Origin of the sequence: Actinophytocola sp. (assembly GCF_045807065.1) — a bacterium.
Taxonomy (GTDB): domain Bacteria; phylum Actinomycetota; class Actinomycetes; order Mycobacteriales; family Pseudonocardiaceae; genus Actinophytocola.
Window position 1 is genome coordinate 1 of the sequence record NZ_JBJMIE010000051.1, and the last position, 18,901, is coordinate 18,901.

General features: G+C 69.0%; 19 protein-coding genes. 10 read left to right on the forward strand and 9 right to left on the reverse strand.

Translation table 11 applies throughout. The features are described 5' to 3' along the window. Positions 1 to 199 precede the first annotated feature (199 nt). Complete coding sequence (locus ACJ73U_RS02960; RefSeq protein ID WP_407775935.1) at positions 200 to 775, reverse strand: TetR/AcrR family transcriptional regulator; 576 nt, start codon at positions 773 to 775, stop codon at positions 200 to 202. Between the two features lie 92 nt (positions 776 to 867). Here ACJ73U_RS02960 and ACJ73U_RS02965 point away from each other — a divergent pair, with 92 nt between their 5' ends. The 3 genes from ACJ73U_RS02965 (at position 868) to ACJ73U_RS02975 (ending at position 3,622) form a co-directional block, all read left to right on the forward strand. Beyond that, positions 868 to 1,824, forward strand: a complete 957-nt coding sequence (locus tag ACJ73U_RS02965; protein WP_407775936.1) for an NADP-dependent oxidoreductase — start codon at positions 868 to 870, stop codon at positions 1,822 to 1,824. 502 nt (positions 1,825 to 2,326) lie between these two features. Continuing rightward, a complete protein-coding gene (locus ACJ73U_RS02970; RefSeq protein WP_407775937.1) occupies positions 2,327 to 2,485 on the forward strand; it encodes a hypothetical protein in 159 nt (52 codons plus the stop codon). 237 nt (positions 2,486 to 2,722) lie between these two features. Continuing rightward, entirely contained in the window at positions 2,723 to 3,622 is a 900-nt protein-coding gene (locus ACJ73U_RS02975; protein WP_407775938.1) for a fatty acid desaturase family protein, read from the forward strand. On the opposite strand, the gene ACJ73U_RS02980 is transcribed toward ACJ73U_RS02975, so the two are convergent. The 3 genes from ACJ73U_RS02980 to ACJ73U_RS02990 all read right to left on the reverse strand — a co-directional run bounded on the left by ACJ73U_RS02980 (position 3,582) and on the right by ACJ73U_RS02990 (position 6,571). Next, positions 3,582 to 5,096 (reverse strand): FAD/NAD(P)-binding protein, encoded by a 1,515-nt coding sequence (locus tag ACJ73U_RS02980; protein WP_407775939.1) that lies wholly within the window; start codon positions 5,094 to 5,096, stop codon positions 3,582 to 3,584. The genes ACJ73U_RS02975 and ACJ73U_RS02980 overlap by 41 nt on opposite strands. Next, positions 5,077 to 5,568 carry an N-acetyltransferase family protein gene (locus tag ACJ73U_RS02985; RefSeq protein ID WP_407775940.1) on the reverse strand — a complete coding sequence of 164 codons (492 nt, stop codon included), beginning with the start codon at positions 5,566 to 5,568 and terminating at the stop codon, positions 5,077 to 5,079. The genes ACJ73U_RS02980 and ACJ73U_RS02985 overlap by 20 nt, the downstream gene beginning before the upstream one ends. A 337-nt stretch (positions 5,569 to 5,905) precedes the next feature. Beyond that, positions 5,906 to 6,571 (reverse strand): helix-turn-helix domain-containing protein, encoded by a 666-nt coding sequence (locus tag ACJ73U_RS02990; protein ID WP_407775941.1) that lies wholly within the window; start codon positions 6,569 to 6,571, stop codon positions 5,906 to 5,908. 168 nt (positions 6,572 to 6,739) lie between these two features. Here ACJ73U_RS02990 and ACJ73U_RS02995 point away from each other — a divergent pair, with 168 nt between their 5' ends. From ACJ73U_RS02995 to ACJ73U_RS03005, 3 genes are read left to right on the forward strand one after another with little or no spacing between them, the layout of a single operon-like run. Then, positions 6,740 to 7,414 (forward strand): hypothetical protein, encoded by a 675-nt coding sequence (locus ACJ73U_RS02995; RefSeq protein WP_407775942.1) that lies wholly within the window; start codon positions 6,740 to 6,742, stop codon positions 7,412 to 7,414. A gap of 13 nt (positions 7,415 to 7,427) precedes the next feature. Further along, entirely contained in the window at positions 7,428 to 7,739 is a 312-nt protein-coding gene (locus tag ACJ73U_RS03000; RefSeq protein ID WP_407775943.1) for a hypothetical protein, read from the forward strand. A 28-nt stretch (positions 7,740 to 7,767) separates the two neighbouring features. Then, positions 7,768 to 8,055, forward strand: a complete 288-nt coding sequence (locus ACJ73U_RS03005) for a hypothetical protein (protein ID WP_407775944.1) — start codon at positions 7,768 to 7,770, stop codon at positions 8,053 to 8,055. A 58-nt stretch (positions 8,056 to 8,113) separates the two neighbouring features. Here the strand turns inward: ACJ73U_RS03005 and ACJ73U_RS03010 are convergent, their stop codons facing one another. Beyond that, positions 8,114 to 8,377, reverse strand: a complete 264-nt coding sequence (locus tag ACJ73U_RS03010) for a hypothetical protein (RefSeq protein ID WP_407775945.1) — start codon at positions 8,375 to 8,377, stop codon at positions 8,114 to 8,116. Between the two features lie 216 nt (positions 8,378 to 8,593). Then, entirely contained in the window at positions 8,594 to 9,793 is a 1,200-nt protein-coding gene (locus ACJ73U_RS03015; RefSeq protein WP_407775946.1) for a TIGR03118 family protein, read from the reverse strand. Here ACJ73U_RS03015 and ACJ73U_RS03020 point away from each other — a divergent pair. Next, positions 9,786 to 10,565 (forward strand): type VII secretion target, encoded by a 780-nt coding sequence (locus tag ACJ73U_RS03020; RefSeq protein WP_407775947.1) that lies wholly within the window; start codon positions 9,786 to 9,788, stop codon positions 10,563 to 10,565. The genes ACJ73U_RS03015 and ACJ73U_RS03020 overlap by 8 nt on opposite strands. 830 nt (positions 10,566 to 11,395) lie before the next feature. On the opposite strand, the gene ACJ73U_RS03025 is transcribed toward ACJ73U_RS03020, so the two are convergent. Further along, positions 11,396 to 12,340 (reverse strand): NADP-dependent oxidoreductase, encoded by a 945-nt coding sequence (locus ACJ73U_RS03025; RefSeq protein ID WP_407775948.1) that lies wholly within the window; start codon positions 12,338 to 12,340, stop codon positions 11,396 to 11,398. 318 nt (positions 12,341 to 12,658) lie between these two features. Between ACJ73U_RS03025 and ACJ73U_RS03030 the strand changes: the two genes are divergently transcribed. Next, entirely contained in the window at positions 12,659 to 13,162 is a 504-nt protein-coding gene (locus tag ACJ73U_RS03030; protein ID WP_407775949.1) for a MarR family winged helix-turn-helix transcriptional regulator, read from the forward strand. A 526-nt stretch (positions 13,163 to 13,688) separates the two neighbouring features. Continuing rightward, positions 13,689 to 15,062, forward strand: coding sequence for a hypothetical protein (locus ACJ73U_RS03035; RefSeq protein ID WP_407775950.1), 1,374 nt, complete (start codon positions 13,689 to 13,691; stop codon positions 15,060 to 15,062). Between the two features lie 294 nt (positions 15,063 to 15,356). Here the strand turns inward: ACJ73U_RS03035 and ACJ73U_RS03040 are convergent, their stop codons facing one another. Together ACJ73U_RS03040 and ACJ73U_RS03045 are read right to left on the reverse strand one after the other, a co-directional pair. Further along, positions 15,357 to 15,677, reverse strand: a complete 321-nt coding sequence (locus ACJ73U_RS03040) for a hypothetical protein (RefSeq protein WP_407775951.1) — start codon at positions 15,675 to 15,677, stop codon at positions 15,357 to 15,359. 367 nt (positions 15,678 to 16,044) lie between these two features. After that, the gene (locus ACJ73U_RS03045; protein ID WP_407775952.1) at positions 16,045 to 17,328 is read right to left on the reverse strand and encodes an ABC transporter substrate-binding protein; all 1,284 of its coding nucleotides are present in this window, start codon (positions 17,326 to 17,328) and stop codon (positions 16,045 to 16,047) included. Between the two features lie 1,165 nt (positions 17,329 to 18,493). On the opposite strand from ACJ73U_RS03045, the gene ACJ73U_RS03050 reads away from it, so the two are divergent. Beyond that, the coding region (locus tag ACJ73U_RS03050) for a cytochrome P450 (RefSeq protein WP_407775953.1) at positions 18,494 to 18,901 on the forward strand (408 nt) is incomplete at its 3' end.

An 18,901-nucleotide genomic window follows, 5' to 3' on the forward strand; every position in this document is an offset into this window, starting at 1 on the left:
GGGGTCGCCTCCTGCTGGTTCTCTGAACCAACAGTTGATCTTGATTTGTTGGTTGGTTGGCGCATCACTGACGCGATGTCGTGGCGGTGACGGTGCAGGCGACGAGGTGGCCGAGGCTGGGCATGTCGAGGCGGCCGGCCCATCTGAACAGAGCGCTACCTCGTTACTCCACGTAGACGGCGCGCCGGTTCGAGGCGGCTCAGCCGGGTGGCGGGCGGAGGCCGTCGATCAGGAGGTTCAGCAGGCGACTGGCCTTGGCTTCGTACTCGGGCAGGGGGGCCACGGTGAAGATGCCGATGAGGGCGGCGGCGATGTCCTCGGCGGTGACGTCGGTGCGGAGGTCGCCCGCTGCGCGGCCGGCGTCGAGAATGGTGGTGATGGCCGCCAGTAGCTCGGTCCGGGTCTGTGCATGGGCGATCTCGCCCGACTCGATCATCGTGAGCAGCGTGTCGAGCATGCCGTTCTTGGTCGCGATCCAGTCCCCGAACAAGTCCATCCAGCGCCGCATCGCCGCAGCCGGGGGCAGCCGGTCGAGCAGTTCACGTGCGCCGGTCGTCAGTCGCACGACCTGGTCCCGGTAGACCGCGTCGACCAGCGACTCGCGGGTCGGGAAGTGCCGGTAGAGCGTGGCGATGCCGACCCCTGCCTCGCGGGCGATCGCACGCATCGACGGCTCGGCGTCAGCCGACACGAACATCCGGGTCGCCACCGCGAGCAACTGGTCGCGGTTACGGGTTGCGTCCGCCCGTGGCGTGCGCCTCTCCGCCTCGGCCAAAACGGATCACGCTCCGGTTGTGTTAGAGTCGTCCAGGTAAACGGAGCATAGTCCGTTTCGCTGCGTTCCCTCATTCAAGGAGACAGGCGTACATGCAGCAACAGAACGGTCAACCGTCGACGGGCAGGAGCAGGGCGGTCCGGCTCGATGCGTTCGGCGGTCCCGAAGCCCTGGACCTCCGTGAGATTCCCGCTCCGCAGGCCGGCCCGGGACAGGTCCGGGTGCGGGTCACCGCGGCCGGTCTCAACCCGATGGACTGGATCATGACCGCCGACGCGGACACCGCCGCCCGATTCGGTTTGAGCCTCCCGGCCGGGTTCGGGACCGACTATGCGGGCGTGGTCGACCAGGTCGGTGCCGGCGTGACCGGCTTCGCACCGGGCGACCGGGTGTTCGGGGGCGCCCTGTCCCGCGCGGTCGCCGACTTCGTGGTGATCGACGCGGCCGGGGGGATCGCGGCGAACGAGGTCCATCACACCCCCGACGGCGTCGACGACCGCACCGCCGCCACCCTCGCAGTCGCCGGTCGCACGGCATCCGCCGCCCTCGCCGTGGTCGACGCCCGACCAGACGACACAGTGCTGATCGGCGGCGCGGGGGGCGGGGTCGGGGTGTTCGCTGTCCAGCTGGCCCGGATCGCGGGAGCACGCGTGATCGGGACGGGGTCGGCGAGTTCGGCCGAGTTCCTGCGCGATCTCGGGGCCGAGCCCGTCGCCTACGGCGACGGCCTGGCCGACCGGGTCCGAGCCCTCGCTCCCGGCGGTGTCACCGCCGCCATCGACCTGCACGGGACCGAGACGGTGCACACCGCAAGGGAACTCGGCGTCCCGGACGGCCGCGTCTGCACCATCGCCGCGCAAGTCGACGGCGTGTCGGGGGCCAACGGCGCGAACGCCGCTGTCGGCGCTCTGGAGGAGATCGCCCACCTGGTCGCGGCTGGCCGGCTCCGGGTGCCCATCGCGGCAAGCTTCCCGGTCGAGCAGATCCGCCACGCGGCCGAACTCCAGGCCGGCCGGCACGTACACGGCAAGGTCGTCATCGACCTCTAGTGTCGTGAGTCAACAATTCGTTGTTGGCACGCTGTGGCGATGCCTACGCCGAAGCTTGGGCCTGTGGTCCTGACCGGCGAGGAACGTAGTGTCCTGTGTGGATGGTCGAGTCGGCGGAAGACCGCGCAGGCGATGCGGTCGCGGATCGTGTTGCGGCCTGATCGAGCGGCTCACCGATCCGTCGCCCACGGTGAGCGGGCGGAGGACCACTTCGCGGCACTCGAGGTCCCCGACGACGTGGCCGGCGACGTCGGTCGCCGACTGGGAGGGGTCCTGCACCCGGGCACATCCCCGGCCACTTCGCCGATCTTCTCCGTCGCGCCGGACAGCAACTCGCCGGCCGCATCTTCTTCGTTTCCGATGCCATCGTCGACCTGGTTCATCGGCAGTAGGTGGCGTTTGTCCGGGCTTTCCAGGCGCGTCATTCCATTGGATTGTGTGCGGCACCATCAACGTGTGACCTGAATATGCGCTGCGAGTCGGCCATTTCGATGGTTCCGGTATGAAGCTCGAACTCGGATTCGGTGGCGCGACTGTGCTGCGCAACGAATTCCTCGACATCGCCCAGTCTGGTCATTCAGGAAAATTGAAATTTGATAAGCGATCGAAACGGATGACAACTATCGTGGCGGATTTTCGGGTCTGGGCTGGGAAGTCGTAGTGGAGTAAGCTGTCACTTGGTTCACCTCTGCTACTGGCTTTCGTCGATTCGAGGATACCCCTAGGTAGTCATTCGTCGCTGGATCCTGGAACCATGAAGGGAACTACTATGGCTATCATTAGCAATGTTCCCCCGCTCGGGGATGGTGAGATCGCACGGCTCGACGCCGCGGAGAACGCTCTCCTGGCCCCTGTCCGGGGCGATGATGGGCGTCGAATGCTCCCCAAAGCGTATTTTGTGAAGAAACCTGGTCGGTTCACGGCGAAGTTCGTGGCCGGCGTGGTGCCGATCGTCGTTGCCTGGGTGTTGATCGCGTTGCAGCCGGCTTGGCCGGTCGTGGTGGCAGCTGCTGTGGTGGCCGGGTTGATGTTCGCGTACCTGGTCGAGTTGCAGCACGAGTGCCTGCATGAGCACGCCTTCCACAGCAGGGCGTTGAACCGCCTGTGCGGTGTGATCGCCGGGGTGTTCATGTTCAGTTCGTTCTGGCACTACAAGCACGACCACCTGCGCCACCACGCGTTCCTGGGTACTCCACAAAACCGTGAGTTCTTCAACTACCGTTTCCGCGACCTGCACCGCTGGTACGGGCTCGGCTTCCTGCTGGCCGCCCTGCATCCCGGCCGGTACGCGACAACCGGGCGGGACATGGTGCTGTCGCTGCTCGGCCGGCCCATTCCCGGTGTGGTCAGGCCGCTGGACACGCGGAAGATCCACAGTGAGTACCGGCTGCTCGCCCTGCTGCTGGTCGCGGCCGTCGTCTATACCGCGGTCACCGGGAACCTGTTCTTCGTTTTCGCATGGTGGCTGCCCACGCTCCTGGTTGCCGAGCCGGCCCATTTCCTCATCGAGCTGCCGGAGCACTTCGGGCTCAACACCCAGTCGGACCCGAACGTCCTGACCAACACGCGCACCATCAAGGGGGCGTCCCACTTCGCGCAGTGGTACACCAACTACAACAACCTGCACACCGCGCACCACTATCACCAGGGCGTCCCGATGGCGCAGGTCCCGAACCTGCACACACTCATCGCGGACAAGGTGGTACCGGTCGAGACCTCCTTCTGGCGCTTCTATCTCAAGGTGCTCACCGGTCAGATCAGATACCAGGACCTGGACGGGACCTGCATGACCCGCTGACCAAGTCCCCGGCGACCACCATCGCGAGATTCGCGGCCTGGCGGACGGAGTTCTCCACGGCATTGGTCGCCAACCACACACCTCGAGTGAGATCGCCCACCACGTGCAGGCCCTGGATGGCGACACCGTCGGCGTCCAGGGCCTCGAAGGTGCGCTCGTCCACGGGGATACCGCCGAACCGGTGCGGCACGACGGTTCCCGTACGCAACAGATCCCGCGTCAGTTCGACCGCCTCCAGCGAGTCACGGCCGTAGCCGGGGCCCGTGGCGTTGACCACGACGTCCACCGGCACGGCCGTCCCGTCGCCGAAGCACATGCGGAAGCCGGCACCGTCGGGAAGCACAGCCCGCAGGTCGGCCCGCACCGCCAGTCGGCCCTCGTCCATCATCGCCAGCAGCCGCCGCGCACTGACGGCGGGGAACGACGCGATGCGGACCGCCCAGATGCCCACATAGCGGGTCATCAGGCGTTCCCGGCCCTCCTCGTCCAGCAGCCGCCACAGCGCCGGCACCCACGGAACAACAGCGGCGAGCACCGACTGCCAACCCACCACCCTGTTCGAGGCGACCTCGGCCAACTCCGCCCGCAGCCCCTCGGCGGAAGACGGCGGTGGGTGCAGTGCCCGCATCCACCGCACCGGGCCGCCCTCGGCCTCCTCGATCTCCCTGCCGATCACCTCCGCGACCGCCGCCAACGGTGTCCCACCGGGATTGTGTTGGCGCTCCGCGACAAAACCGGGCAGATGAGCGAGCCGGTAGGACTCGACACGGCCCTTCACGCTGGGCAGCCACCCCGAGCGGGAAGCGAGCAGCACGGATCCCCGGTGGTCGCGCTCACGTAGGGCCAGTGCCACATCCACTCCGGTCAACCGGGTGCCGATGACGCCGACCCTGGCGTTCGGGGGCAGTTCCGGGATACTCCACGGATCGGACAGGAAACCCGGCCCGCCGTCGATTCGGCTGTACCGGGTCGAGGGCAGGTGACCGAGCGCCAGCACCACCCGGTCGTACTCGGCTGTCCGCCCGGAGGCGAACCGGCCGCGCCACCGTCCCTGCCCGTCGTGCCGTGCCGCGACCACCCGCTCACGCGTCAGCCGCACCGACTGCCCGGATGCCTCGGCGCTTCGCAGCACCTCACCCAGCACCCAGCGCGTGTACTGCCCGAACAGCCGCCGTGGCGGATAGTCCGCCGCGCCCAACCCCCGCTCGGCCCGCCACCTCGAGAACTCGCCCTTGTCCGCGGAGTGCAGACTCATCACGCTGGCACGAACATTGAGCAGGTGCAGGTCGTAGGGGGTGGAAAAGGCAAGGCCCGGCCCCATCACCGCCGGATCCGCGACTTCGTAGGCCACCGGCACCCCGGCGTCCGCCAGCTTGGGCAGCAGCTCGCGCAGCACGCTGGTGCCCGTCGGCCCGCAACCGACCTGTAGCACCCGGTACGGCGCCGGCTGCCGGTCACCCGGCACGCGCGCCACCAAGCTCCGCGAGCTCCGCGCCACTGATCCGGTACACCGTCCACTCATTCATCGGTTTGGCCCCCAACGATGCCGTGAAGGCGATAGTTCCGGTGTTCCAGTCCAGCGTCCAGAACTCCAGACGTTGGTATCCGCGCTCGACACACACCCGCGCCATCGCCTCGAACAGCGCCCGCCCGACGCCCTGCCCGCGGTACTCGGGCTCGACGTACATGTCCTCGCCGTACACGCCGTGCGTCCCGGTCCACGTGGAGAAGTTGAGGAACCACAACACAAACCCGACGACCCGCTCATCGACCTCCGCGACGTGCCCGAACAACGCGGGTGCGGCACAGAACAACGCTCCCCGCAACCGCTCCACCGTCATCCGGCACTCGTCCAAGGATTTCTCGTACGCGGCCAGATCGCGCACCATCCGCACGACGGTCGCCACATCCGACTCGCGAATCTCCCGCGTCAGCACCATTGCCATGCGGTTATCGTCACCAGCCACGCCGCCGCACGCTACGTCCATCCGGGCGATGGCCGCGAGCTGGTCCGGTCACGCCCAGCCAGGCGCGGGAGATCTGGCGGTATCAGTGGAACGTGGCGACTCTGGACCGCGTCGCCGTGGTCGGCCTCGTCGCCGCGCGGGCGCCGTGGCCGAAGCGGTACGGATCGCTCGCGGAAGGGTCGCCGCTTTTGTGCGCCATGCATGGATGTCGTCACTCCGGGGTCGCGCGAAGGCCGGTACACACCACGTTGATCACTGGTCGCCGTCCTCGCCGTTCTCCGGCGCCGGCACGACAGCCGTCCACATCTGTTCGGTGTCACCGATGTGCTCGGTCGCAGACCTTTCCGATGTAGTCCAGCTTCGCCTGGTCCACGAACCCGGTGCCGTTCCGCCCGACGATGTGACCGTAGTACCGGGACCGGTAGGGATTCGACGTCGGCGTGTCCCGGACGAACGTCTCGCCCCGGCGCACGTCGCCGATGTCGTTGTGGTTCTCGTCGAGCACGTCGCCGTCGGTGGTCACGGTGTACTGCCGGTGGGCCGGTGCGCAGGCCGAGCTGTCCGAGTCCCGGCCGGTGCGGACCAGCAGGACCGCCGTGGCGACGAGCACGACGGCCACGGCCGTGCCCCAGACCAGGCGCCGCGACCACGGCCGGTCGTCCACGGGTGGCTCCTCCGCGGCCGCGACGGCACCGGAGAGCGCGGCCTTGGCCTGGTCGCGCAGGTCGCGCAGTCGTTCGCCTTCCTGCGGTGCGAGGTGCGCGAGTTGGCAGACCTGGTTCAGTGCCTCGACGGGAATGATCTCCTGGCCGTTGAGGTAACGGGAGACCGGCGACTTCGACAGGTGCAGTTTCTCCGCCAGCTGACGCTGGTTGAGCCCGAGCCGCTCGAATATCCCGCGGAACTCCTCGGTGAACACGCGCACCGGGCCGGCGAGGTCCGGCGGCAGCGTTCGAAGTGCGACCCTGCGGCGCTCTGACACGTCCCCCTACCTTCCCGCGAGTCCCGGGTTCTCTCCCTTTCCGCTGGTAGAGAGCACGGGAGAGTCCCAACGTCCCTGACCGCACCGAACCTCTGGCGAGCACAACACCGGGTGCGAACAATCGCTGTTGGTCACGTGCAGCACCTTAGCTCAGGAAGGTCATCGGTGATGCGAAGAACAAAGATCGCCACCGTGTTCATCACAATGGCGGTAGTGCCGGTATTCCTGTCCGGCACCGCCGGAGCCCAGGTGGTGAACCGGTACACAATCCAACCCGACTCCCCCAAACCGGAAGCGTGCGACAACCACGGCACAATCCCGGCCGGCACCTGGCTGCAGAACAAACCATGTGGCTACTTCGTCGGCACGGCCATGGCCGGCTCGTCGTTCGACGTGCACCGGACGACGGCAAACGGCTACCACTACGGCCGCGACCACGGCGACAACGACATCTGTGCCTGGATCCCGCCGAGGGCGCTGAGCGGCGCACCCACCGGGAGTGTCGCGGCGTCCTGCAGTGCCGCCACCGAGGAGCGGATCAGCCACCGCCGTTCGTTCGGCCGCGACTTCAACGCCGAGGCCCACACCGCGACCGACGGCTCCCCCCTCTCCGTGGATCCCGGTTGCGGGGCGTTCTACAACTACTACGCCTCCAGTGCCTACGACACCGGCACCCTGCGCGACCCGGCGGGCACCCCCTCGGCCGAGGTGCGTTACCGCTTCACCGCCAACGGAGCCAACCCGGCCATCGTCGTCCGCGACGCCGGTCTGGGCTGGGTGTTCATGGATCGCGACTGCGTCACCGACTGGCGATCCGTCACCTTCCACAACGACGACGACTGAATGGAGTCACATGATGTCCCGCAAGAGAATCGCCATCACCGCGACCGCGTTCGCCGCGGCGACCCTCACCGCGATCGCACCGAGCGCGAGCGCGGTTGAGGTGCCGGCCCGCACGATCATCGACTGCCAGAGCGCCAGCTTCTACACCGGCTACGACCACTCGACCAACCAGGTGTGGGGTTACAAGCGGACCCTGTACTACGGCGACGGCGTCGGCCACACCCCCGGGAAACAAGAGGTCACCGACACCGGTTGGGCCGCGATCCAGGACTTCGGCCCCGACGACTGGGGATACGTCCGCTACGAGTGCCTCGGCTGGTACTGACAACCCTCCTCGGAGAAAGGGATTCCCCATGGTCAAGCTCCACAACGCCGCGGTCGGCGCCGCACTGGCCGGTGCCGCGATGATCGCCGCGGCCGTGCCCGCCGCGGCCGACAACGGCACCCCTGGCCAGGTCGAGCAGGTCTGCGCCGACGACCTCGCGGTCCGCAGCACCGCGGGCGGCGCCTGGTTCGACTACCTCTACCGCGGTGAGAACTTCCTCGTCGACCGGGTCAGCCCCAGCGGCGAGTGGGTGTACGGCCACGCCTACGGCCACGTCCACGCCGACGGCTGGGTCCAGAACGGCTGGTTCTGCTGACCACCGCCGGGAGGGCGACCACAGCGGTCGCCCTCCCGAACGGCGCCTTTGTTGGTCCTCATCGAGGGAGCGGCGTCCTCCCGATGCCCGGCGGACAGGGCGCCATCGCCGCCGCGACCGCCATGTCCGCCCTGACCAGCGCGATCTCCTCCGGCCCCGGTTCGGTCGCCGCCGGCTCCCGCAGGTCGTCGAGCGGGTCGGGTGGCGTGGACAGCGACCGCAGCCGGTTGTGCGCCTGCCGCCGCGCCACCCCGTACAGCCAGGTGCGAACCGCCGAGCGCGTGCGAGTCGCCGCCCGCCGTGGCGCGCAGCAGGTCGGCATCAGGTACGGCGTCGCCCTCCGGCAGGTCCAACCCAGAGCCAGCGGGCCTATCAGCGATCGTCGGGGCTGACAGGATCTTGAACCTGCGATCCCTTGACCCCCAGCGCGGCGAATCACCCTTACACAGAGACCAAACGGCCGGAGCGGCATTCCCCCACCGGTGATCAGCGACCGGTGGGATGAGCTTCGCGTTCGGTGAACGTCGTCGATGTGGCCCTATGCCGCCGCGCGGATTTGGCCGACGAGACCGTGTTCCTCGTCCTGGATGCCGGCGCTGAACCACAGGGTGTCCGTGCCACCGGTGACCGCGGTGCCGGGCAGGAGTGCCCACAGGCCGTCGATGGTGAGCGGCTTGCGGTGGGCGTCCCGGAGTTGCCCGCGGAAATGACCGTGCGCGTCGTATGCGTTGATCCGGCCGTCGCCGAAGTTGCCTACCAGCAGGTCACCGGCGAAACGGCCGAAGCTGGCCGGTGCGATGGCGAGTGCCCAAGGAGCGTTGAGCGGGCCGCGGCTTGCCATCCGGCGCACGAACCGGCCGGAGAGGTCGAACCTGTCGACGAAGCCGAGCCCACGACCCGCGACCTCGTCCTCGCCAGCGGCATCCTGCTTGGCGTAAGCGACATAGATCGCGCCGTCGAGCACGGCGACGTCGAACGGCGCGTATCCCCGAGGCAGGAAGCGGTCCCTCAGGAACGAGTACGACTGCTGGACGGGTTGGAACGCCTTGTCGAACACGGCGACGCGGGCGTGACGGAAGTCGGCAGCCAGCAGGAACGGGCCCGTGTCGGTGTGCAGCAGGGCCATGCCCCGGTAGATCGCGCCTTCGGCATGCGCCACGGTCACCGCCGTGGTCCCGGTCACGGCCGGGCTCCACGCCGTGATGTCACCGGTCTCAGTGCTGAAGACGAACCGGGCCGCGCCCGACGCGGCCGGTGTGGTCAGCACGAAGTCAGTGGTGTCGTTGAAAACCTCCCCGGTCACGGCACCACCGGAGATCGAGACCGTCAAGGCCGCCTTGGTGACCGGAGCACCGCCGACACCTCCCGCATAGAGCGTGGCGGTGTTGCTGCCGTTGTTGGCCACCCACAACGGACTGGTCGCCGACAGCGCGAGCCCCCAGGGATTGACGAGGCCGGGATCGACCAACGGAGCGCGCCCCGGCACATCCGAGACGAGGTCCGTCTCGGCGAAAGCGGTGCCGCCATTCGCCGGGTTGGCTGCCGCGGGAGCCGCGGCCGCCGGAATCGCGATCAGTGCGGCACCGAGAAGCAGCACGCCACGCCGGGTGAGCACGGAGAAATCCAAGCCCATGAATGCCTCCAGGTGAACCGCGAGAACAGAAGGTACACCGACCCATACGCACGGCAGCCGAAAAAGTTCGACGATAGGTCCGCGTGTCATGATCTCGGTGAGCAAGGTGGTACACGTCGGTAGAGGAGTGGGCACGGTGGCGGACGGTTTCGAGGTCAATATCGAGAGCCTGCGCGCATACGCCGCCGCTGTCGGTGGCACTGCCGGAGAGGTGAGTTCGGCCGGGAAGGCCGCGGAGATCTCGGTGGGCGGTGACTCGTTCGGGTCGATTGCGCAGTTCTTCGCACAGACGATCATGTCGACGAGCGACCAGCTGCGCGAGGCGATCAGCACGAGCGCCCAATCGGTCATGGACGTGCGGTCCGGTCTGATCGCGACCGCCAACTACTACCAACAGCTCGAGGAGCAGCAGGCCCAGGTGTTCCGCGTCGCCGACGGATCCGAGACCGTCACCACCGCGCAGACCGTCGCCGGTGCCGCAGGCGACGACGTCGGGCAGCGGGACAAGGCCGTCGCCGTGCTGGAGCGGATCTCCAAGGAGCATCCGATCAGCGTGGCCACGGTCGCGGTGCGCCAGGTGAAGTGGTTCCGTAGCTGGATGGGCAACGTGCTGGCCTCGCGGATCGGCGACCACTACGAGAAAGAAATCCCGGACCTGCTCGCCAAGGAACCGACCGACGCCAACATCCGCGCCGTGGCCGACAGGGAGACCGAGTTCTGGAACTCCAAGAAGGACGGCAACTGGTTGGGCAGCGCCGTCTCCGCCGACCGCCGGTACAACATGCTGGTCGACGCGCGAACCGAATGGCTCAACGAGATGCCGGCCGCACAACGCGAGCAGGTTGCCCGGCAGCTGGGAGTCCAACTCAACAAATAGAAGACCACTGGACCGGCACCTCCGCCCAACCGGGTCGCCGGGTCCGCAACGATCACGCGTAGGCCCGCGTTCTCGCAGTGGACCAGCATGGCCACTGGTCGGCACTCGCCGCCACTTCGGCAGGCATGCACCCTGTTCGACGTCGAGGCGTCACCGTCGGGACGACGGTCACCGCGTACCCGCCGGGACGCGGGCCGTTCAGACGATGACTACCTGGTCGGCCACACCGACACGGAGTCCGACGTGGGTCGCGTGGGCGTGGCGGTCGCGACGTCGTCGGCGACCGCCGGCAGCCGTTGCCTGTCGTCTGGTCGGGGCGTTGGGTGACGACCGCGTCGCGATCTACGAGGCTTGGGAGGCGAACTGGACATTACCGGGCTTGAGTACATCGAGTGTCATGGCGATCGCGTCCCGAGACCCCGGCGCTCGGCACTCGATACCTCTCATGATCCGCCTCCCACCGTCCGCCGAGCTCTGCAGGTCGATCGGGCCTGCTTGAATCCCATAGCGGACGAGAAGCAGATAGCGATCACGGTTGGCGGAGTCGTTCATATCGGGTTCGGACCTCGCTGACCAACCCGTGGTCGGCGGGCAGGTGCACGAGGTCGGCGAGCAGCGGTGCGAACCGTTCGAGCGCGCAGCTCGATCGCCGGACTGGGCCAGGCAAACCGGGCACTGCTCGCGGCGCCGATGATCGGCTCCCAGAGGGCGCGCCGGGCCGCGACGTCCCCCACCGCCGGCAGCGTGGCGTCCGCCATCGGGGCCAGCGCCTCGGCGATTTCCGGGTCCAGGCTGAGTGGCGTGGCCGTGGCCTTTCGGAGTCGGAGGTGTCAGGCGGTGGGCGGGACGACGATGACCTTGCCGCGCACCGCGCCTTCGGTGGCCCGTGCGTGGAGCGCCGGCAGCTCGGCCAGCGGCACTCGCTCGGCGACGTCGACGCGCAGCTCCCCGCGGTCGATCAGTGCCACCAGGTTCGCCAGCTGTTCGGCGTCGCTGCGGACGAACAGGTCGACGCCGCGCACGCCGCGCTCCTCGTCGTTGGGCGCGGGCATCCACACGGTCGTGTTGACCACGACGCCGCCGGGGCGGACCAGGGTGGCCAGCGCGGCGAGTTCGGCCGGTTCGACGGGAGCGAGGTTGAGTGCGATGTCGACGGGTTCGGTGACTGCGTCGATCACGCTCGTGGTGGTGTGGTCGACGACTTCGTCGGCGCCGGCGGAGGTGACCGCGTCGCTGCTGCGCGGGGTGGCCGTGGCGATGACGTGGGCCTCGGCCCTCTTGGCCAGCTGGACGGCGTAGCTGCCGACCGCGCCGCCGGCGCCGTTGACGAGCACGCGCTGCCCGGCGGTCAGCCTGCCGTGGTCGAACAGCGCCTGATACGCGGTGAGGCCGACCAGCGGCAGCGCGGCGGCGTCGGGCAGCGGGACGCTCTTCGGCGCCCGCGTGAGGACCTCGGCCGGCGCGAGGACGTACTCCGCGGCGGCGCCGGGCTTGTCCATCGGCAGGAAGCCGACGACCTCGTCCCCGACCTCGATGCCGTCCACGCCCTCGCCCAGCGCGTCGACCGTGCCGGCGACGTCGATGCCCGGAGTGTGCGGCAGCGTCACTGGGATGGGACCGCGCATGAAGCCGCCGCGGATGTTGCCGTCGACGGAGTTGAACGACGTCGCGGCCACGCGGACGCGGACCTGCCCGGCATCGGGGACTGGCTGCTCCACGTCCTCGTAGCGCAGGACGTCGGGGTCGCCGTACTCGTGGAAACGCACTGCCTTCATGACGAGTTCTCGCTTTCGCTTCACGGTGATTGCTTCGAAGTTGAAGCAACTGTCAACAAGCTACAGCTACTTCGAATTCGAAGCAAGTGATGGCGGTCACCGCGCCGGGACAGGAAGACGATGCCGCCCCTCCCGCAGACAGGGGCGGTCCTCGGGATCCGTGGGCGGCGACGCCGTCCTCCTGCCCGCGACCCTGCGCCACGCCATTGCCCGATCTCCACGTCCGGCGATGCTCAGCCGGGCCCAACACTGCCCACCCGGGCGCCCGTGGCGACTGGACGACGGTACTCTTCGAATTCGAAGCAGTAGACTTCTGACATGCCTGACTCGCCGCCGTCGCTCGACCCCGTGCAGCTCGGTGCCTACTTCGACCTCATCGAGGTGACCAGCCTGCTCCGGCACGCCGTCGAGCGGCAGCTGCACGAGGCCGGCGACCTCAGCTACGTGCAGTTCCAGCTGCTGGCCCGGCTCGGCGACTCGCCAACGGGCACCCACCGCATGACCGACCTGGCCGATGGCGTCGTCTACAGCCGCAGCGGCCTGACCTACCAGGCAGGTCTGCTCGAGAAGGCGGGCCTGGTCGTGCGCGCCCCTTCCCCGGACGACGAGCGGAGCGTCACCGTCACCATCACCGATGCCGGGCGCGAGCGGCTCGCGGAAGTACTGCCCGGGCACATCGAGGTGGTCAGCGATCTGCTCTTCGAACCGCTGTCACGCGAGGACGTCGAAACCCTCGCCGGCCTGCTGGCGCCGGTGCGCGACCACATGCGTTCCACGCCGCCTCGCTCCGCCGCGCCTCGCCGACGCAGGAGGGGAGCCTGAGGACCCGGCTCAGTCCAGGCAGAAGGGACCCGCCCGGCCCCCGTGTTGTCCACACCGGACAGCTTTCGCCCATCGGATCTTCGACGGCAAGATGGGTTCGAGGAGACGGGCGTCGGACTGGGCGGGGTCGAGCGGCCGCACAGCCAGTGCGGTGAACAGCTGCGCCCAGCCGGGGCGCCCTGCTCGCCGCCCGCGGTGTCCCCGCCGAGCAGCGCGGCGCCTACGTCGCCTTCGCCGGAGGCAGCCCACTCGCCCTCTCGCTGGCCGCCTCCGTGCCCGCCACGGCACCCGACGCACCGTGGGAGCCCACGGGCGACGTCCTGACGACCCTGGTCGAGCGGCTGGTGGGCAACCTGCCCAGCGCCGTCCACCGACGCGCCCTCGAGGTCGTCGCGCAGGCCTACGTCACCCGCGAGCCCCTGCTGCGGACGGTGCTGGGTGACGAGTACGCCGCGGCGGTGTTCTCCTGGCTGCGTCAGCTGCCCTACCTCGAGGCCACCCCGAAGGGCTGCACCCGCACGATGCCGTGCGGGCCACGCTCGAGGCCGACCTGCGCTGGCGAGATCCCGAGCGCTACGACGACGTCCGCGTCCGCATCTCGGTCGCGAGCCTGCAGGCCGTCCGCGCCGCCGCCGAGGACGACGCGCTCCACCGCGTCGCGGAATGGATGTTCCTCTTCCGCCACCAGGGCGGCCAGGACGACCTGTACAACGGGCGCGCGCACCCCCACGTCGAGGACACCCCGCTGCGGCCCGAAGACGTGCCCGGCGTGCTGCGCATGGCCGAGGAGGCGGAGGGCCCGGCATCGGCGGCCGCGGTCGCGCACTGGGTGCGCCGCCAGCTGGAGGCCTTCCGCGTCTACCGGTACGCGGGCGCCGCCACCCCCGTGTCGTTCATGGCCATCCTGCGGCTGGACGCACCACTGCCCGAGGACCGCGCCGAGGACCCGGTGATCGCCGCGGTATGGGATCTCGTGGAGGCGGCCGCTCCCCTGGGGCCGGGCGAGCACCTGGGCATCCGCCGCTTCGCGGTGCACCCCGGCGGGCACCAGCGGCCCTCGCCGCTGATGGAGCTCATCAGCCGGCGCACCATCGGCGAGGAGATGCGGACCCGCGGACGCGCGGTGACCTTCACCGCCTTCGAGGACGCCGGCCTGTGGGGGCGCTACCTCGCGGGGGCCGGGCTGCCGGAGGTCGCGGCCGTGGACGTCGGCGGGCGGCGACAGCACGTCTTCGGCCGGGACTGGCGGCGGCAAACCGTGGAACAGTGGGTGCGACACCGTGCTCGCGCCGCGGTCGCACCCGTGGCGACATGGCCCGCGACCGCCTCCACGAGTGACCAGCTGCCGCGCGCCGCGTTCGAGGAAGGCGTGCTCGAGGCGCTGCGTACCTGGCACACCCCACGCGAATTCGCGACCAGCGTCCTGCTGCACTCCCATCTCGTGCCGCCGGGCTCACCCGACCCGGTCGCGGACCTGCGCGACGCCATCACCACCGCCCTCGACGCGCTGCGGATCGACTCCGCGGGCGTCAAGGCCCACGAGGCGCTCACCGCCACCTACATCGCGGCTTCCCGCACCCACAGACGGCTCGGGGTGCCCTTGGCCGTCGTGAGCGCCGGTGTCGGCTGTCCGCGTCCGACTCGCCTGCTCGCGGACTGGGTCGCGGAGGCGGTGTGCCGGTCACTGGCGGCGGGTGGTGCGCGCGCCGAGGTGGAGGTGCTGGAGCCGCACCGGCTGGCGGCCGACCTCGCCCAGCAGTCCGAACCCGTGCCCACGATCGTCGTCGCCGGCCCCGCCGACCGGCAGGCCACGGCTACCGGCGACGCGCGGCGGCTGCGCGCGTGCATCGACCAGGCCGCCGCCGAACTCGCCGCGGCGATGCACGCGCGCCGGTCGTGACCAACATCGCCTGACGCGAACCGACAACTCTGATGAAGGCAGTGCGTCGCCGGGTCCGCGGGTCACCCGGCAGCGCCAAGCCCGGAGCCGATTACGCCACCGCCGCCGCGGCTCGTCTGCATGCCGTACCCGTGTTCCCCGATGCCGCACGGTCGCTGCACGACCACCAGCACCCCGACGGATCGTGGGGCGGGACGGTCGCGCATCCCCAAGACCGGCTCGTGTCCACGCTCGCCGCCGTGCTGGCGCCGCTCCACCGCAACGACGACAACAGGGATGACAACGTGCCCGCCGTCACTCGGCGACCGCGAACGAACCCGAACCGGGGGTGACGTGCGAGCCGTAGCCCGGCTGCACAGTCAACGACGGCGAGCGGCAGAACAGGTCGCCGTAGATTCGCACCGGCGCGTCGGTCTCGTTGATGAGCACGTGCGCGGCGGCCGGCAGTTTCACGCACCCGCTCGGGTCATCCCAGGAACTCAGTTTCGTGGACTCCGTCGAGAATACCGTGACCCGTCCCCTGGCGGCATCAGTGTTCGCGGTGGCCGAGGCTCCCGTGGCCATTGTCACCGCGCAGGCGACGGTCGTCGCGGCGGTGACGATGAATTTCTTCATGGCTTTCCACCCTCACAGATCGGTCCTTCTGTTACTGAATTTAGCAACACCGAAGCGGCACGGCGGGAATCGAACGAAAAGAGCCCGGAAAGGGTGGACTGGCTAGGATTTCCGCGCTAGGTGCCGAGAACCCGGCCACGGATCGTCGCCGCGTTCCCGACGGCACCACACCGCTTGTCACCAAGCGTGCGATTACTGACGCACACGGTCACCGTGGTCGTGTCGCGGCGGAGTCCCGTCGACCCTGACCGTCATCATGAGCACGCCGAACACCGCGATGATCACCGGTGTGACGGGGACCGGAGCGGGCCGCTGTCCAAGCCTGCCTCGGTTCCGGCGGGTTCGGTGGCGGCCGTCGAGGTGTACGTTATCGCTGGTTCCAGTGGGGCATCGGGAAGACCGGTTCGGCCACGGCTCGGTCGGCGGGGAAGACCACCTTCAGGACACCGCTCTGCCATTGCATGATGTACGACTCGGCCCGTTCGTTGTTGCCTTTGGCGTCGAACTTGACGCCGAAGCCCTGCGGGGTGCCGCCGTCCGGGATGTTCGTGGAGTTCGCGGCCTCGCGGATCGAGTCGCCGGTCACGTGCCCGGACTTGACCGTCCTCGGTAGCACGTCCTCGACGAGCACGAAGGTGCCGCCGAGGCCGTCACCGCAGTGCACGAGGCAGTCGTGGCCGTAGCGCTGCTTGAACTCAGACCGCAGCTCGTCGGCCATGTCGCGGGCGTCGGTGGCGAACTGGAGGGTGTTCATCTCGGCCATCGCGGGCGGTTCGACGTCGTAGACGCCCTCGATGCCCTTGGCGCCGAACTTGTCCAGGAAGGTGGACGAGCTGAACCCGGCCGACCCGATGAGCGCCGTCAGCCGGAGGTCCTGTGCCCTCGCCGCCTGCCAGAACAGGGGTGTCGAGGCGACCAGTGGGGCGGCCAGCACGACGTCCGGGCTCGCCTGCTTGAGCCGCAGCACCACCGGCGTCAGGTCGGTCGAGCTCTCCGCGTAGGACTCGTTCGCCACCACGTTCAGGTTCTTCTTCCGCGCCAGGTCGTCGATCGCGTCGGCGACGCTGGTGCCGAAGGGGCCGTCCTCGTGCGCGATCGCGATCCGCAGGCCGGCGAGCGGCCTGCTCATCGTCGGCGCGAGGTACTGCTCCAGGAAGTCGATGTCGGCGGCGGCGTAGGTGGCCGACGTGCCGACCGTGCGCAGGAAGTACCGGTCGCCGTCCTGGGCGATGTTCGGTGAGGCCGCCCCCAACTCCCACAGCACGACGTGGTTGCGCTCGGCGACCGGCGCGATGGCCTTCGCGATGCTGGAGGCGTACGAGCCGACGATTATCTGGACGCCGTCGTGGTCGATCATCCGCTGCGCCACAGTGGCACCGGTGGCGGGATCGCTCCGCGAGTCGCCCTCGACGATCCTGATCTTCGCACCGCCCACGCCGCCGCGGTCGTTGGCCCACTCGAGGACCATCCTGGCGGCGTTGCTCTGGTCGATGCCCAACGCGGCCATGGCACCGGTGGTGGGGAAGAGGAGTCCGACAACCACCTCGTCGACCGAGGACGCGGCGCCGCCGCAGCCGGCCACCAGGACAGCCGCACTCAGCACCACACCCAGCCCGCGTGTCCTCCTCGCCTGCCAAGACATTCCGCGCATCCTCCGAATGATCGACGTTGATCAGCCGCGATGGTATGCCCCGCCCAGCACACCACGGTCCCCCACACCCGATCGACCCGAGACCATGCCACCCTCCGCGCAGGGCCATGCGCAGGACGCAACAGTCCGATCGCACCCGCATCCTCGGCGGACTCGTCAACGAGTACAGGCATGCCGCTTGACCAGCACCGATGACTCTCGCACGGGACAGCGCGGCCTGGACCGCTACGAAATGTTCGGCCTGACCGCCGTCACCGACGAGACACTCCTCGCCCGCCGCAACCAGCTTTAAGGTCGCCAGCTCCACGTCAGCACCGCGCTGGTCCGGCCACCGCGCTCGGCGACCCCAACTTCGTCGAGTGCTCGTCACCGACCTCGCCGGCAACGCCATCCGCCGCAACATGCCCGGCGGCCGGCGCCACATCGGCACCCGCACCAGCCCTGGGCACCGTACTGTCCGTCACCAAACCGGCCGATCGTGCCACCATCCGACATCGACCGGCTGCTGCGCCCCTTCCAACGCCTGGCCACCGACCGCGACGGCCGCGGCCTCGGCCTGTTCGTCGTGGCAGCCATCGCCACCGAGCTGACCGTCCACTTCCCCCGACCTGACGCACGCACGCCCGCCAGTCCACGTCACCAGGGTGAGCAACACCGCGAGGTGACGAGCGAGTCGGTGTGGTCCCGACCGGAGAGACGGGAAACGATGGTTTCTCCTCAGCGGCGAGGCATTCCCGGGCGAACACACGCAGCAGTTCCGGAAAGCGGTAGCGAACGCGCCCGTTCCGATCGCGACCTTCGACGGCGATCAGCCGGACTTCCGCGAGCCGGTCGAGCAGCACTTCGGTGGACGCCAGGTCCTCGCCGAGAAAGATGGCTGCCGCTTGGACGGGGATATCGGGCAGCGGATACCGCGCGAGCAACCGGAATGCGCGGCGCACGGACTCGTCGCAACGCTGGTAGCTCGCCGCGAGGCCGGGCCTGACTCGCAGGTCTCCCACGGTCAACTCGTCCAGCCTGCGGTCCTCGTTCACCAAGCGGCTGGCCAGCTCTCCGATCGACCTGTGCGGGCTCGCGTTCAGCTTCGCGCCGGCGATCCGGATGGCGAGCGGGAGTTCGCCGCACAGCCACAATCGAGCACAAGTGCCGCTCGCCGGGTGATGACGTGATCTCCGGGCTGATGCACCACGCCGACGCCGACCCGCCACTCACCGACGACGAACTGGTCAACATCACGTACATACTGACCGTCGCCAGGCACGAGACGATGGCGAGCATGCTGGCGCTCGGCACCTTCGCACTGCTCGAACAGCCGGCGCAACTCGCCGCACTCCGCGCCGACCCGACACTGATCAACGGCGCGGTCGACGAGTTGCTGCGCTACCTGACCGTCATCCGAATGGGAGTGATGCGGCACGCCAGCGCGGACATCGAGCTGGCCGGACATGTCATCCCCGCCGGAGCGCTGGTGATCGTCTCCCTTCTGGCCGCCAACCGGGACGGTGCCGTCTGGCCACGACCCGACGAACTGGACGTGACCAGACCCCGAAACCCGCACCTGGCATTCGGGTAC